General features: G+C 72.7%; 14 protein-coding genes, 1 pseudogene and 2 riboswitches. Of the genes and pseudogenes, 7 read left to right on the forward strand and 8 right to left on the reverse strand.

Annotation, left to right across the window (positions count from 1 at the left end; translation table 11 throughout):
* The first annotated feature begins 84 nt into the window (after window positions 1-84).
* From ACZ4QV_RS37370 to ACZ4QV_RS37380, 3 genes are all read left to right on the forward strand, one after another.
* Window positions 85-504, forward strand: coding sequence for a helix-turn-helix transcriptional regulator (locus ACZ4QV_RS37370; protein ID WP_361617782.1), 420 nt, complete (start codon window positions 85-87; stop codon window positions 502-504).
* A 10-nt stretch (window positions 505-514) separates the two neighbouring features.
* Entirely contained in the window at window positions 515-931 is a 417-nt protein-coding gene (locus tag ACZ4QV_RS37375; protein ID WP_361159339.1) for a VOC family protein, read from the forward strand.
* Window positions 932-1,175: 244 nt separating this feature from the next.
* Window positions 1,176-2,165, forward strand: coding sequence for a ferric reductase-like transmembrane domain-containing protein (locus ACZ4QV_RS37380; RefSeq protein ID WP_361617779.1), 990 nt, complete (start codon window positions 1,176-1,178; stop codon window positions 2,163-2,165).
* An 80-nt stretch (window positions 2,166-2,245) separates the two neighbouring features.
* Here ACZ4QV_RS37380 and ACZ4QV_RS37385 read toward each other — a convergent pair whose 3' ends face one another.
* The 8 genes from ACZ4QV_RS37385 to ACZ4QV_RS37420 all read right to left on the reverse strand — a co-directional run bounded on the left by ACZ4QV_RS37385 (window position 2,246) and on the right by ACZ4QV_RS37420 (window position 10,783).
* Complete coding sequence (locus tag ACZ4QV_RS37385) at window positions 2,246-3,064, reverse strand: ABC transporter ATP-binding protein (RefSeq protein ID WP_361617777.1); 819 nt, start codon at window positions 3,062-3,064, stop codon at window positions 2,246-2,248.
* Complete coding sequence (locus tag ACZ4QV_RS37390; RefSeq protein ID WP_361617775.1) at window positions 3,061-4,158, reverse strand: FecCD family ABC transporter permease; 1,098 nt, start codon at window positions 4,156-4,158, stop codon at window positions 3,061-3,063. The genes ACZ4QV_RS37385 and ACZ4QV_RS37390 overlap by 4 nt, the downstream gene beginning before the upstream one ends.
* Entirely contained in the window at window positions 4,155-5,204 is a 1,050-nt protein-coding gene (locus ACZ4QV_RS37395; protein WP_361159327.1) for an ABC transporter substrate-binding protein, read from the reverse strand. The genes ACZ4QV_RS37390 and ACZ4QV_RS37395 overlap by 4 nt, the downstream gene beginning before the upstream one ends.
* Before the next feature lie 30 nt (window positions 5,205-5,234).
* A riboswitch (cobalamin riboswitch) is annotated at window positions 5,235-5,418 on the reverse strand.
* A gap of 94 nt (window positions 5,419-5,512) precedes the next feature.
* Window positions 5,513-6,262, reverse strand: a complete 750-nt coding sequence (locus tag ACZ4QV_RS37400; protein WP_361159324.1) for a class I SAM-dependent methyltransferase — start codon at window positions 6,260-6,262, stop codon at window positions 5,513-5,515.
* Entirely contained in the window at window positions 6,231-7,532 is a 1,302-nt protein-coding gene (locus ACZ4QV_RS37405) for an MFS transporter (RefSeq protein ID WP_361590687.1), read from the reverse strand. Before ACZ4QV_RS37405 ends, ACZ4QV_RS37400 begins: the two co-directional genes overlap by 32 nt.
* Complete coding sequence (locus tag ACZ4QV_RS37410) at window positions 7,525-8,856, reverse strand: ATP-grasp domain-containing protein (protein ID WP_361619509.1); 1,332 nt, start codon at window positions 8,854-8,856, stop codon at window positions 7,525-7,527. Before ACZ4QV_RS37410 ends, ACZ4QV_RS37405 begins: the two co-directional genes overlap by 8 nt.
* Complete coding sequence (locus ACZ4QV_RS37415) at window positions 8,853-9,878, reverse strand: cysteine synthase family protein (protein WP_361159316.1); 1,026 nt, start codon at window positions 9,876-9,878, stop codon at window positions 8,853-8,855. The genes ACZ4QV_RS37410 and ACZ4QV_RS37415 overlap by 4 nt, the downstream gene beginning before the upstream one ends.
* Window positions 9,875-10,783, reverse strand: a complete 909-nt coding sequence (locus tag ACZ4QV_RS37420) for a GHMP family kinase ATP-binding protein (protein ID WP_361159314.1) — start codon at window positions 10,781-10,783, stop codon at window positions 9,875-9,877. The genes ACZ4QV_RS37415 and ACZ4QV_RS37420 overlap by 4 nt, the downstream gene beginning before the upstream one ends.
* A gap of 219 nt (window positions 10,784-11,002) precedes the next feature.
* Window positions 11,003-11,227: riboswitch (cobalamin riboswitch) on the reverse strand.
* A 655-nt stretch (window positions 11,228-11,882) separates the two neighbouring features.
* Here ACZ4QV_RS37420 and ACZ4QV_RS37425 point away from each other — a divergent pair.
* The 4 genes and pseudogenes from ACZ4QV_RS37425 to ACZ4QV_RS37440 all read left to right on the forward strand — a co-directional run bounded on the left by ACZ4QV_RS37425 (window position 11,883) and on the right by ACZ4QV_RS37440 (window position 14,697).
* On the forward strand, window positions 11,883-13,214 hold the full coding sequence (locus ACZ4QV_RS37425) for a cytochrome P450 (protein ID WP_361159311.1): 1,332 nt from the start codon (window positions 11,883-11,885) through the stop codon (window positions 13,212-13,214).
* A 110-nt stretch (window positions 13,215-13,324) separates the two neighbouring features.
* Window positions 13,325-14,257 (forward strand): bacteriocin fulvocin C-related protein, encoded by a 933-nt coding sequence (locus ACZ4QV_RS37430; protein WP_361590695.1) that lies wholly within the window; start codon window positions 13,325-13,327, stop codon window positions 14,255-14,257.
* 148 nt (window positions 14,258-14,405) lie between these two features.
* Window positions 14,406-14,537 (forward strand): annotated as a pseudogene (locus tag ACZ4QV_RS37435) (alpha/beta hydrolase); the annotation flags it as partial.
* A gap of 34 nt (window positions 14,538-14,571) precedes the next feature.
* A complete protein-coding gene (locus tag ACZ4QV_RS37440; RefSeq protein ID WP_361159305.1) occupies window positions 14,572-14,697 on the forward strand; it encodes a hypothetical protein in 126 nt (41 codons plus the stop codon).
* The last annotated feature ends 41 nt before the right edge of the window (window positions 14,698-14,738 follow it).

The raw sequence follows: 14,738 nt of genomic DNA on the forward strand, positions 1-14,738 counted from the left end.
GAGGCCGCCGCGGAGACCTTTGCGCAAGAGGCACATCCTTCGTCCGGCCGGGCGGGCCCCCTCCCACCGTGGGATGATGGCTCCGTGACCTTGGAGGACCTCGTCCGGCTCCGCCGGGCCCGTGACCTGATGGACCGCGAGTACGCGCAGCCGCTCGACGTCCCGGCACTGGCGCGCACCGCGCTCATGTCGGCGGGCCACTTCTCCCGCAGCTTCCGCGCGGCCTTCGGTGAGACGCCGTACAGCTACCTCATGACCCGCCGCATCGAGCGGGCCAAGGCGCTGCTGCGGCGGGGCGACCTGTCGGTGACGGAGGTCTGCTTCGCGGTCGGCTGTACCTCGCTGGGGTCGTTCAGCTCGCGGTTCACCGAGCTGGTGGGCGAGAGCCCGAGCGCGTACCGGGCCCGCCGCCACGACGACGGCGCCGCCATCCCCGCCTGTTACGCCAAGATCTACACGCGACCGGTCAGGAACGGAGAAGCGCGGCCCGCTCCCCGCCCGTAGCGTTGTCCGTATGGATATCAGCCTTTCGACCTGCTTCATCGCCGTCGACGACCATGACAAGGCGCTCGCCTTCTACCGGGATGTGCTCGGCCTGGAGGTGCGCAACGACGTCAGCTTCGAGGGGATGCGCTGGGTGACCGTCGGCGCACCGTCGCAGCCCGACGTGAACATCGTCCTCGAACCGCCTCTCGCGGACCCGAACGCCTCGCCCGCCGACCGCGAGGCCATGGCGGAACTCCTGGCCAAGGGCCTGCTGCGGGCCGTCATCTTCACGACCGGCGACTGCGACGCCACCTTCGAGCGCATCCGCGCCGCGGGCGGGGAGGTGCTCCAGGAGCCGGTCGACCAGCCGTACGGCGTCCGCGACTGCGCCTTCCGTGACCCGTCCGGCAACATGCTGCGCTTCAACCAGGCCCGCAAGCAGTGAGCGCGGCGCGCGGCGCCTGAGGACGGCCCGGCCGCTTCCCCGTACCTCCACAGGGGGAGTGGCCCGGCCCGTGGACGGCAGGGACGGCAGCGGCGGCGGCAGGGGTGGCGAGGACGGCGGCGACGCCTGCTCCGGCCGGATGACGCCTGCTCTGGCTGGATAGTTCCTCAACAACGCCCACCTCTCCAGCCACACTTGTACGGCACGTACAACGCGTTGGTGACAGCTGTCCGAAGGGCCCCGCATGCACCCCGAAACAACAGGCCGCGGCAGTACGCCACCGCCGCCGGCGCCGGTGCGGGACAGACGCACCGCCGGCCGCGTCCCGCTGCGTGCCGACCTCAAGGCGGCCCTTCCCGACGCCGGTGCCGCGGTGGTGGTCACCGTCGCCGTGTTCGTCTTCCTGTACCTGCGGATGCGGTCCGGCGCGTCCGCGACGGTCGCGGTCATGCCCTTCATGAACGACCCCGGCACCTACTGGATGTATCTGCTCAGCCAGGCGTTCGGCTGGTCGGGGCTGCTCTGGTCGTGGGGAACGGTCATCCTAGGGTTGCTGCTGTCCGGCCCCCGGCCCGGCAGGCTGCCGGTTTCCCGGGCCGTGCTGGAGCGCTGGCACCGCACCACGAGCCTGACGACGATGGCGCTGATGCTCGCGCACGCCCTGATGTTCGGTGCAGAACTGGTGCGCGACGCGGGCGGGACGGCCTGGGTGGCGCGCCTGTGGTCGGCGTTCGCCGACACGTTCGTGCCGGGCTGGTACGACTCGGGGACCGGCAAGCTGGCCATCCCCATCGGCCAGGGCGCCCTGTATCTCGCCGTCCCGCTGGGGCTGCTCTTCTACGTCCGGCACCGCATCGGCGCGAACGCCTGGCGCCGACTGCACCGCTTCGTGATCGTCGTGTACGTGCTGAGCGTCTGGCACACGCTGCTGTACGGCACCAACGTCTGGTACGACGAGTGGCCGCGTACCGTCCTGTGGCTGCTCCAACTGCCCGTCGCGGTGCTGCTCCTGCTCCGGCTGCTGCGTCCCGCGCGGCGGGCCGAGCGCCTGGGGGCGCCCGGTCGGCAGGCGGAGGCCGCGCCGCTGCGCTGGACGGCCCGGGCCGCGGGCCGGGCCGCTGCCGCCGCCGTGATCGTCGGGCTGCTGGCCGTGGTCCTCTCCGGACACGACGGCGGGCGGCCCCGGCCGGACGAGCCGCCCGCGACCGCCCCGGCCGGCCAGGAACCGGAGTGACCCGCGACCACCCCGGCCGCTCAGGAACCCGAGTGACCCGCGACCGCCCGATCCGACTGCCCCGGCACCGCCCCGGCCACTCAGGAACCGGAGGGCCCCGGCACCGCCACGGCCGGCCGGTCGCGTTCCCCGGGCAGGAACGACACCTGCGGCGCACCCGTACGCGGACTGACGGTGACCTCGGCCGTCACGCCGTACACCTCGGCCAGCAGCTCCTCGGTCAGCACCTCGGCGGGTGGCCCTGATGCCGTGACCTGCCCCTCGCACAGGACGTACAGGCGATCGCAGTAGTACGCGGCGAGGTTGAGATCGTGCAGTGCCACCAGGGCCGTGGCGGGCAGCCCGCGCAGGATGCCGAGCACCGTCAACTGATGCCGTACGTCCAGGTGGTTGGTCGGCTCGTCGAGGACCAGCAGGGAGGGCCGCTGGGCCAGGGCACGGGCGATGAGCACCCGCTGGCGCTCGCCGCCGGAGAGCCGGTCGAAGGACCGGTCCGTCAGCCCGGCCGCGTCCACCGACTCCAGAGCCCACGCCACCAGTGAGGCGTCCTCGGCGCTGTCTCCGTCCAGCAGCCGCTTGTGCGGTGTGCGGCCCATCGCGACGACCTCGCGCACGGTCAGGTCGAAGTCGGCGGCCGACTCCTGCACCACGGCGGCCACCGTGCGGGCCAGCCGCCGCACCGGCAGCGACCAGGCGTCCGTGCCGTCCACCCGGACCTGCCCCGCGTCGGGCCGCAGCACCCGGTAGACGGCGCGCAGCAGGCTGGACTTGCCGCTGCCGTTGGGCCCGACCAGGCCGACCACCTCGCCGGGCCGGGCGGTCAGGGACACGTCGCGCACCAGACGGTGTGCCCCGGCGGTGAGCGTGAGGCCGTCGACGGTCAGTTCGGTCGCGCTCATGCCACTCCTCGGTGCACGGTACGGCGGGCGTCCCGGCGCATCAGCCACAGGAAGAACGGTCCGCCGCACAGTGCGGTCAGCACACCGACGGGGATCTCCATGGGCGCGGCGACGGTACGCGCCGCGATGTCGGCCCAGATCAGGAACACCGCGCCGGCCAGTGCGGCGGCGGGCAGCACCCGGCGGTGGTCACCGCCCACGAACAGGCGCACCACGTGCGGCAGCATCAGGCCCACGAAGCCGATCGGTCCGGCCGCGGCCACCAGGACGCCGGTGACGAGCGAGAGCAGGACGAACATCCGGGCCCGGAACCGGGCCACGTCCAGCCCCATCGTGGTGGCGGCCTCCTCGCCCGCCAGCAGCAGGTTCAGCGACCGTGCCTGGACGAGCAGGACGGCGATGCCCAGCAGCAGCGCCAGGCCCGGCAGCCACAACGTGCCCCACTGCACCCCGCCGAGGCCCCCGAGGGTCCAGGCGAGGACCGCCCGGGCCTCGTTGCCCCGGTCGGAGGTCAGCAGCAGGATGTCCATCACCGCCGTGAGGACCGCCGCCATCGCCACTCCCGACAGCACCAGCCGTACCGAGGTGATGCGCCCGCCGGTACGCGCCGTCGTGTAGACGAGCAGCAGGGTCAGCAGCGCGCCGGCGAAGGCGGCGGCCGACAGCGACACCGGACCGAACAGGCTCACCCCGAAGACGATCACCATGACGGCGCCCAGGGACGCCCCCGAGGAGACACCCAGCAGATACGGCTCCGCCAGCGGGTTGCGGACCAGTGCCTGCATGGCCGTACCGATCACCGCGAGTCCCGCGCCCGTCACCGCGCCGAGCGCCACCCGCGGAGCCCGTACGTCCAGCACGATGGTCTCGCGCGCCCGGGACCACCCCGGGTCCGGCAGGTCGGCGCCCAGCGCGTGGGTCACGATGCCCCACACCTCGCCGGGCGGCACGTGCACCGACCCGATCGCCATCCCCGCCGTGGCGGAGACCAGCAGCAACACCCCGAGAACGACGAGGGTGACGGCGAAGGACCGGCGGCGCGGCGGCGTCTCGTGCCGGTGCTCGCGGACGACCGCCGTCCCGGCGGCGGTCACCGGAACCGCTCGGGGTGCAGGGCGCGGGCCAGCTCCTCCACCGCGTACGGCGGCCGCACCCCCACCAGGGTCGCGGTCAGCGGCAGGACGACGAACCGCTTGTTCTTGACCGCGGGCACGTCGGCCAGCGCGGGCTGCGACAGCAGGAACTTCTTCTTCTGCTCGACGCTCCCGGCCCCCGCGTAGTCGTAGATCGCGATGACCTCGGGCTTCCGGTCGACTACCTGCTCCCAGGACGCGTCCCCGAAGACCTTGTCCAGGTCCGCGAACACGTTCCGGCCGCCCGCGAGCTGGATGATCTCGGTGCCGAGGCTCTTGCCGCCGGCGGTGAAGGCCGCCTTGTCGCCGCTGTCGTACACGAAGACCGGTACGGCGGGGGCGCCCTTGACCGCCCCGGTGGCCCGGTCCACCCGCGCCTTGAGGTCGGCGGCCAGCTTGTCGGCCCGTTCCCGGATGCCGAAGATGCTGCCGACGGTGCGGACCTCGTCGTACGCGTCCTGCATGGACACCTGCTTCTTCCCGCAGTACTCGCGGTTGAGGTAGGTGTTGATCCCGGCGTCGGCGAACGCCTTGCGCGAGCGGCCCTCGTTCTCGGCGAAGGCGCTGGCGTACCCGCCGTAGACGAGGTCCGGATCGGCTTCCAGAACGGTCTCGAAGGACGGCTCCTTCTTCGCCAGTTTCGGCAGCGCCTCGTAGTCCTTGCGCAGCTCCGGCAGGACGGCCGAGTCGGGGAAGGCGGTGCCGATCATGCGGTCCTCGAGTCCCAGCGCCAGCATCAGTTCGGCGGGGTGCTGGTGGATGGTGAGGACCCGGGAGGGCGGCTTCCGGTAGGTGGTACGGATGCCGCAGTTGTCGATGGTGACCGGGAAACCTTTCGCCGCGGTGGCCGCGGGCTCCGCGTCACCCGCGGTGTCCCGCGCCGTGCCGCAGCCGCCCAGCAGGACGGCGGACAGGGCCAGGGCCACCGCAGGTGCCGCGACGCGCCGGAACCGGCGCCGCCGGGCGGCGGGGGAAGAAAAGGGGGGACGGGTCGTGCCGTCGTACACGTAGAGCCTCCTGCGGAGTCCGCGCTCCTCGGAACGGGCCCGCGACAGGCCAGTGTCCTGACTCCCGGATCGACGTCCCCCCGGCCTTCCCGCGCCGCGCGCGGTGGCCCGATCTGCCTGATGAAGGGTCACTCCCCGGTCACAGTGGCGGGACCGCGCCGGAATCGCACCGGCTTCCTGTCTCCCGTCGCGGTGATGACCAGGTGATATTACGGTCGGTCGGACCGGGGGCAAAGGGCGCGCGTACGGTTCCGCGCGCCGTCTACGGTGTGCGGGCGACGGGCCGGCCGTGCGGCCCGGCGCCCCGGTCACGCCGCGCGGACCGCCCGGAGCACCAGCCGTTCGGCGTCCTGGTCGTACGGGCGGCCGTCGAAGCCACCGAAGACCTCGACCTCCTGGAAGCCCGCCTCCCCGGCCATCCGCCGCAACTCCACGGCGCTGTAGACGAACCAGACCAGGCTCGTACGCGTCACCCGGTCGCCCCGCACGAGCACCCAGTCGCTGCGCAACCGTGCCCAGTCGTCCAGCACCGTGTCGGTCTGCACCAGCAGGTCGTCACCGCGCTGCACCACCTTCGGCGGGGTGACCTTACGGGCCAGCAGTTCCTTTCCGGCCATGTCCAGAAGCAGGGTCCCGCCGGGCGCCAGGCAGTCGTGCATCGTGCGCAGCACACGGGCGTTGTCGGCGGGGTCCTCGAAATAGCCGAAGGACGTGAACATGTTGAGAACCACGTCGAAGGCCCCGGGCTCGGTGAACTCCCGCATGTCGGACTGGACGTACCGGGCGGAGACTCCGGCGTCGGCGGCCCGCTTCCGGGCGCGGTCCAGCATCGCCGGGCTGCGGTCCACACCCGTCACACCGAATCCCCGGCGCGCGAGCGGAACGGTGAACACCCCCGGGCCGCAGCACAGGTCCAGCACCCGGGCCCCGGCCGGGAAGGCCAGCAGGGGAGAGGTGTCGAGCAGCTCCTCGGCCTGGGCGTGGCGCCCGTCGGAGAACAGGAAGTCGTAGAACTCGGTCCAGAAGTCATCGTCCTGGAATCCGCCCGTGTGCGTCATCGGGTACCGGTGTTCCTTCCGTGAGGTCGGTGAGGTCCGTGCGGGGGGTGGTGGGGGTGAGGTCGGCGGGAGCGGTGCCGCGCCCGCGCCGCAGGGCGAGCAGGAGCGGCGGCAGCAGGACGCACTGGGCCGCGGCGAACAGCCAGAACCAGCCCGCGTGCCCGGCGCGTTCGCCGAAGCCGTAGAGCTGCCCGCCCAGCACGCCGCTGGCACAGGCGCCCAGGCCGGCGGCGAGCCGCTGCTGTCCGAAGACCACGGCGTCCGAGCGCGGACTGCGGCGCAGGGCCTCCAGGTCGTTCTTGAGGAAGAGCACGATGTCGCCGAGCGTGATGAGGACACCGCCCGCCAGCAGGGCGGTCCGCGTACCGGCTGCCAGGACCGCCATCCCGGCGGCCAGGCCCGCGAACCCGATCGCCAGCGCGACGGGGTACCTCATCCGCCGGATGGCGCCCGACGCGAGCGGCTGGACGACGATGACCAGGACGAAGCAGGTCAGCAGCACCAGGCTGTAGAACTCGCTGGAGGCCCGCTCGACGGCGTACACGGCGAGGTAGTGCTGGAAGTGGAAGTAGAGGTAGAACGCCAGGCCGTTGGCGACGAAGGGGAGGACGGCGATACCGGTGAGCAGGCCCTGGCCGGACGCCGGTGCGCTGCTGGACCGGTCCTTCTCCGGCCCCACCGCCGGCAGACGCGCATGCCCCACGGCCACCACGGCGAACAGCGCCGTCACGACGAGGAACAGCGGGCCGGGGGACGACAGCACGAACGGCCCCGCGACGAGCGGGCCCACGGCCATCCCCGCGTTGAGCGCCGCGTTGCCCGCGGACAGGAACGCGGGCCGGCGCTCCTCGGCCACACCGTGCACCAGGTACGCCTTGTTGGCGGGCAGGTACAGCGCGGCGCCGCAGCAGGTCAGGATCAGCGCCGCCACCGCCACCGGCGGCCACCGCAGCGCCGCCAGGAACGCCGCGAAGCCCGCCGTACGCACCACCAGCGCCCACAGCATCGTGCGCCGCAGCCCCACCCGGTCGGCGAGCGCCCCGCCGAGAACTCCTCCCGAGAACTGCACGAGGGACGCGGCGGCCAGCACCACACCGACCGCCCCGAGCCCCATCCCCAGCCGCTCGTGCAGGAAGACCGACATGAACGGCAGGACCATGAAACTGCCGAGCGGGATGAGGAAGGAGCTGAGCAGCAGGAAGCGCAGCGGCCCGGTGAGGGTGGACAGCGCGGTGCGGAACCCCGGACCGTCGCCTGTGCGTTCAGTCACTGGAGTCCTGGCCCACCTGGCCGACCTGGCTCGCCTGGTTCGCTGCCATGTCCGCCGTGCCGGTCGCGTCTGCCGCGTTCCCCGGTCCCGTCGCGTCCCCCGCATGGAACGGCTCCGTCCGCACCCGTACGGCGTTGGCCGCCGCGACGGCGCGGTGCGTGGCCAGTTCGGCCGTCTCGCCCTCCGCGTAGACGATGCCCGCGTAACCCCGGCTGTCGCCCAGGTGCTCGACGGGGTCGCCGGTCCGCTTGACCGGGTACCAGGCGGGGGAACCCGGCATGTCCGGCAGCCGGTCGAGTCCGTCGACACCGGTGAACACCCCTGGCTTCTCGGGGTATCCGAGGACGAAGGCCGAGGCGGGGCCGCCGGGCAGCTCCGCGTCCATGAGTCCGGGACGGCTGCCGAGGGCCGCTTCCACCATCGCCTCGTACACGTTGACGCCGAGGGCCCGGCACAGCCCCTCACCGACGAGCGCGCCGCCGATCCGCGGGTTGATCTCGACCACTTCCGGACCGGCCGTGGTCAGGGCGAACTCCACGTGGGCGAACCGGTCGGTGTAGCCGACGGCGGCCAGCACACCGTCCAGCCACTGCTCCAGAGCGTCCCGGCGCGGTTGCGGGAAGGCCACGGGGAAGGCGGTGATCTCCTCCCGGAAGTGCGGCTCGGGCGACATCAGACGGCTGGAGACGCCCAGCAGCCGGGTCCGTCCCGCCCAGGTGAGGGTCTCCGCGCTGTACACCGGCCCGGAGAAGTACGGTTCGGCGAACAGGCGGCCTTTGAGCTGCCGCCCGGCGGCCTCGGCCAGCGCCGCGTCCAGCTCCCGCTCGTCCCGTACCAGCCAGACGTTCTGGCTTCCGGTGCCCGCGGTGTCCTTGAGGATCGCGGGCAGGCCCACCGCCTTCACCAGCAGCGCGGCCGCTGCCGGGTCGCCGCTGTCCGCCTCCGCCGCGCGGGCGCGGGTCAGCCCGGCCTCGAACAGCCGGTCCCGTACGGCGGCCTTGTCCCGGGTCAGCCGCAGCACCTCCGGGCCGAGGCCGGGCAGCCCGAAGCGGGCGGTGAGTTCGGCGCCGACCAGCATCCAGGTGTCGGTCGAGCTGATCAGCCCCCGCAGGTCCGGAGTACGGGCGAGCTGTTCCGCCACCAGTTCCGTGTCGAAGGTGTCGGTCTCCACCACGTCGAGGGCGCCCGCGGGCAGCCGCTCCAACTCGTACGCGTAGTACGCGGGGTCGCGGGTCAGCAGCCGCAGCGGCTCGCCCAGCCGGGCGGCGGCGCGCGTCAGGTGGCCCAGCCCGAAGGTGAGCGATTCCAGGCAGACCACGGTCATGCGCGGGTCTCCTCACGGCGGGACGGCCAGGGGGCGCGGTTCCACGCCATCGTCGACCAGGGCATGGACATCTCCTCGGGGCTGCCGACCTCCGTCGGCTTCAGTGCGGCCAGGTCCACGGCCTCCCGGTGGCGGGCGTAGACCCGTTCCACGTAGCGGTGGCCGGTGTCGGCACCGATCACCAGGTGGAGCCGGTCGGGGTGGCGGCGGGACTCGTGGGTGGCGGTCAGGTACGCGGCGCCGGTGGACAGCCCGGCGAAGACGGCGTGCTCGCGCAGCAGCGCGACGGCGCCGGACATGGCGTGGGTGAAGTCCATCCAGTGCACCGCGTCGTACAGGTGGTGGCGGACGTTGTCGAAGGGGATCGAGGAACCGATTCCGGCGATGATGGCTTCCGGGTCGTGGTGGTCCTGGCTCCCGAAGGTGACGCTGCCGAACGGCTGCACCCCGACCAGCCGGACGCCGGGATCCCGGCGGCGCAGATGCTTCACGAGGCCGCCGGTCGAGGCGCCCGACCCGACGCCGCCGACGACCGTCAGGGTGCGGTCCGGCAGGGCCGCGGTCACCAGGTCCGCGACCTCCTGGTAGCCCAGGTAGTGGATGTCGTCGTGGTACTGGCGCATCCAGTGGACGCCGGGCCGTTCGGCGAGGATCTCCCGTACCCGCCGGACCCGCAGTTCCTGATCGAGCTTGAGGTTCTTCGACGGTCTGACCTGCTCGACCGTCGCGCCGAGTATCTCCAACTGGGCGAGGGTGGTGGCGTCCACGGTGGTCGAGGCCACGATGTGGCAGCGCAGACCGTAGCGGTGGCAGGCCAGCGCGAGGGCGTAGGCGTAGATGCCGCTGGAACTGTCGATCAGGGTCTGTCCGGTACGGACGGTGCCCCGGTCGAGGAGCTGCCGGACGGCCGCCAGCGCGGAGTAGATCTTCATCGACTCGAACCGCAGCAGCACCATGCCGTCCGTCAGCCGGACGAGGTCGGGGATCTTGAGGGCGTCGGCTATGTGGGGATGTGTCGTCACGCGTAGCCTCCTTGGGCGAAAGAGCACTGGTGACCGAGCGAACGGAAGAAGGCGGACAGCTCGCCCTTCAGGGACGGCGCCGGCCGGGAGCTGAAGAGGTAACCGACGAGCGATCCGGTGTGGGCGACGAAGACGCCGTCCGCCCCGAACTCCTCGCGGTGGGCCAGCACGGTTTCGAAGGTGTGCTTGGGCAGTACCTCCTGGGACAGCACGCTGCTGAAGGTCGCGGCCCGGGCCACGGCTGCCGGGTCGCCGGAGGCGAAGCCCTTCAGGAGGTCGGTCAGGCACCTCTCGTACTCCCTGGCGCAGCGCCGGTAGTGCCGCCGCAGCACCGGCGTGACCGCGGCGGTGTCCACCGTGCCCGGCTCCATGACGAAAGCGGTGTGGAAACCGATGCCGGTGCCCAGCCGCCGTACGACCCGGTGCCGTCCGCTCAGGTAGAGCGCGAACTCGTCGAGGAACACGCTGTCGGCCCGCTCTATCGCCGACAGGACGCGGCGGACGGCCCCGGTGTCGTACGGCAGTGAGAAGACCCGGAACAGGCAGCGCAGGGTCGCCACGATGTCCGCCGTCGAACTGGCCATGCCCACTCCGACGTGCAGGTCCGAGTGGGTGCTCCAGCGTCCCGGCGGCAGCGTCAGGCCGAAGTGCTCCAGGAAGAGCCGCGCGGCCGTCGCCGCCTTCGCGCCGAGAAGCGGTCGGTCGGGCGATGCGTCGGACGGTTCGTCGTCGGGCCCGGCGCCCGGCGAGAAGTACACCCAGGAGTGACGGTCCACGGGGAACGAGACGATCGCGATGTCCGCCTCGCCGCCGGGGCGCAGCGGGCCCTGGAACAGCTCGCCCAGCGTCCCCTGGCAGACGCCGGAGACCCACCGTGCCGGGCCGCCGTCGGGTGTGGTCAGCATCGGGCACCGTACAACGGCCGTGCCGGACCCGGCCGTCGGCCGCCCCGGAGACATCGCCTGCGGTATTCCTCGGTCACGAACACGCCCTCTCCCGCCGCACCCGGTCCGAGGATTTCGACCGGTGAGTGAGAGGGCGGCCGCGCCGGGACGCGCGTGGCTCCGCCTGTACCACCGACCCAGCCCTCGCGGTCACTGTGGACAGCGCGTGCGTCCGTTCTCGCTCGCACGCGCGCAGTGGCAGGTATCCGGACTCATGGGCATGTCGGCCGGGCCTTCCGGCAACAACTACCGGCCACCGCTTCCCGCACCCTTCGACCGGGTGCGGTGCTGTATCGGCGGCTTTCGCTCCCACTCACCGCTGCGGGACAGTCCCGGATTCCCACCGGGTTCCCTCTTACGACGCCCCACGGAGAGTGGCGCGAACCGACTGCGCACATCAGCGTAGAGGTGTTCCCGCCACCGCAACAGAGAGGTCTGTGGGGTTGTCTCGATTGGTGCCGCTGACAGGGCGCGGGATGTGTGCAGTACGGGCCCACGGCCCGCGGGAGCCTGTCACCAGCGATCCTGCCGTGCAGCACACCGGCACTGCCCCGGCTCAAACATGTCATGTCGGTACGACTCGTCACGGTCCTGCGACAGATCCACTCGCCGGGCCCGGTGGCCGGTTCGAGCCCCTGGGCCCTCGGCTGGAGAGCCGCACGGGAGACCTGGGGCGGCCCGGTACGGAACGGGGCGCCTCACCGCGGCCCGGGAAGGCCGCGGGGGCCCTGAAGGGGATGAGCCTGAACACCTGGCACGGTGGCGCGAAAGTGCCGGACGGCGTCGACAAGATCGTGCGGCAGGTCCAAGGACTCGGGCGCCGACGTCGTGGCCTTGCGGGTCTCGTCGAGCCCTGTCGCCAAGGAGATGGCGGGGGCCGACTCGGGTGGAGGCATTACACGGTCAGCGGAACGGACGTCCACCTGATCGGCCGCCACCACCGCCTCCGATCGGCCACCGCCTCCTTCCCACCGCCGATACGGACGATGATGGAGGTTCACTCCCGCCGCGCGGGCCACTCCGCACGGCGGGGCCGGGCTGTCAGTCAGGAGGCGTTGGCATGCGGATCCCTGGACCCGAGCCCCGGCCGGACGGCGGGGTGGGGGCGGTCGCCGCGGCGGGCGGACTGCACATCTACCAACTGCGGCTGCACGCCGAGTACGGGCCCGTCGTGCGGTTCCAACTGCCGGGCGCGGAGACGGCCGTGTCGGTCGCCGACCCCGTACTGCTGGAAGCCACGGCCCACCTCGACAAACGGCCGGAACGGCTGTTCGAGTTCCTGGCCCCGCTGTGCGAGGCGGGCAACTTGCAGGTGCTGCCGGCCGAGGAACACACTCCCTGGCGGCGCGTCCTGCTGTCGGTGTTGGCCGGCCGCCCGTCCCACGAGCGGCACTTCGCACGGTTCGCCGCGCTCGCGGCCGGACTCGCGGACCACTGGGCCGAGCGGGCAGGCCACGGGCCCGTGGCCCTGCAGAAGGACCTCACCGCGCTGTCGCTGCGGATGATCTGCGCGTACGCGCTGGAAGGCGAGGCCGCGGACCCGGACGGCGTCGTCGCGGCCTTCGAGGAGGTGCTCACCGAGTACCTGGGACGGCTCTACCAGGTACCGGTGCCGGGCACACGGGAGGAACGCGCCGAGCGGGCGGACCGGGCCCTCGCCTACCTGCGCGCGACGGTCGACCGGGTGGTCGCGGCGCACCACTCCGGGGGCCGCGCGGACCGCAGCGACCTCATCGGGGCGCTCGTCGAGGCCGGCGAGCGGCCCGCGCGCATCCGCGACACCGTCATGGTGACGCTGCTCGCCGCCCACCACACCACCGGAGTCGCCGTCTCCTGGACCCTGCACCTCCTGGGGAGCCACCCCGAGGCGGCCGAGCGGGTCGCCGCCGAACTGGACCGCGTACTCGGTGACCGCGCCGTGCCCGAGTACGCCGACCTGCGGCGCCTCACCTACCTGGACATGGTCCTGAAGGAAGCGATGCGGCTGTACCCTCCCGGCCCGTACGGCGCGCGGGAGACGACCGGACCGCTCGTCCTGGGCGACCATGAACTCCCGGCCGGTACGACGGTCTTCTACCCGTTCTGGGCCGTGCACATGAACCCCGACCACTGGCCCGAGCCCGAGAAGTTCGTCCCCGAGCGGTTCACCCCGCAGGAGGTGGCCGGGCGGTCGCGGCTGGCCTACATCCCGTTCGGCATCGGGCCGCGCAGTTGCGAGGGCGCCGGTCTCGCCGTGGTCGAGGCCGAACTGGTGCTGGCCGTGCTGCTCAAACGCTTCCGCTTCCGGCCCGTGCCGGGGCACCGGGTGACACCGGTCGAACGCTTCGTGCTCTGGGCGCGCGACGACATCCGGATGCTCCTGACGCCCCGTGACACCGCACCGCGTGCCTGAACCCGGTACGTGAACTCCGTGCCTGAACCCGGTGCGTGCCGACGGGGCTGGTGCGCGGGGAAGCCGGGTATGCATGGGGCGGCAGTGCCGGTGCGAGCAGGGGAGTGGCCATGACGGAGTGGTTATTGGCGTTCGACGCGGGCTGTGGCGCGTGCAGCGAGGTGGCCGGGGAGATCGGCGGCCTGGTGGACGACCGGCTGACGATGGCGGGGCTCGGGGACGCACCCGTACGCGCCCTGCGGCGGCAGGCGCTGGGCGACGACCCGCCGTTCGTCCCCACGCTGCTGGCCGTGCAGGGGGACCGGGTACGGGCGTGGACGGGCCCGGCGCTGTCGGTACGGCTGTGCCGTCTGCTCGGGCCGGCCGGGTCCCTGCGGGTGGTGCGGGCCCTGAACCGGACCGACGTGCTCGTACACGGTGACCGGCGCAGACTGCTCAAGGCCGTGCCGGGCCTGGCGCTGGGCGCGTTCCTCGTCTCCGGCGGCCTGGCCGCTCCGGCCATGGCCTCGCCCGGACGCCGGATGACGGCTGCCGCCGCCGAGGAGTGGGCCGCCGGGCTCGAACGGCTCCCCACCGGCTACCGAGAAGTGACCGCGCTGCCGATGCCGCAGCGCAGGGCCGTGTACGCCCGTGTCCCGGACCGTGCGAAGGCCGGCCTGTGGCTGGAGCACGTACAGCGCTACCGGGCGGCGCACCCCGAGCTGTCGGGGCCGCGGACGGCGATGCTGGAGAAGGTCGCAGCGGCGGTGCCGGCCCTCTTCGCCGGGACCGGCGCCTGGCCGGCGGCGGAGGCCGACCGGCTGCGGGAAGAGTCGGTGGCGGTCCTGGGCCCCGACGTGTCGTTCGCCGCGCTCGGGGTGCTCGGCCCGGCCGATTCGCCCGCCCCGGCCGCCCCCGGCACCTCCCGCCTGCTGATGAACTGCGACTGCCACAAGGGTGCCAGCGGTTGCAGTTCATGCGGCAACTCCGTGCCCTGCACCCCGCAGGCTTCGGGCTGCGGGTGGCTGTGGCAGCAGAACTGCGACGGGGTGTGCGGGGGCTGAGGAAGCGGCGTACGGGCAGCCGGTCCGCGCCCGCGAGGTGGCCTCCGGAAGCGGGCGCGGGCGCGCGAACGTAGGGTGGGCGCGGCAGGCCGGCCCCAAACCGGCCTGCACCGCGCGTGTCGGCATCCCGCGTACAGGGAGGTCCGCCGTGCCACTGCCCCACGATGCCGGTTCACCGGCTTTCGTCCTGGTCCACGGCGGCTACGGCTCGTCCGCCGACTGGGCGGGAGCCGTACGCGAGCCGGCCTCGCGCGGCCACCGGGCCCTCGCCGTGGACCTCCCCGGACACGGTCCGGCTGTCGGGGATGCCGGCCGTGAAGACGCCGGAGGAGCTGTTTGTCATACGGGTCAACCGGCGCTCCGGCGACCGGCGGGCCCAGGCGGCGGTGCGCGCGGCGTACACCGCGCGCTACCCGGGGGCCGCGTTCCTCGCCTGCTGAACTCCTACGCGCCGGATGTGACGCACATCGACGCACCTGGG

This window comes from Streptomyces sp. NPDC026394 (assembly GCF_055567735.1).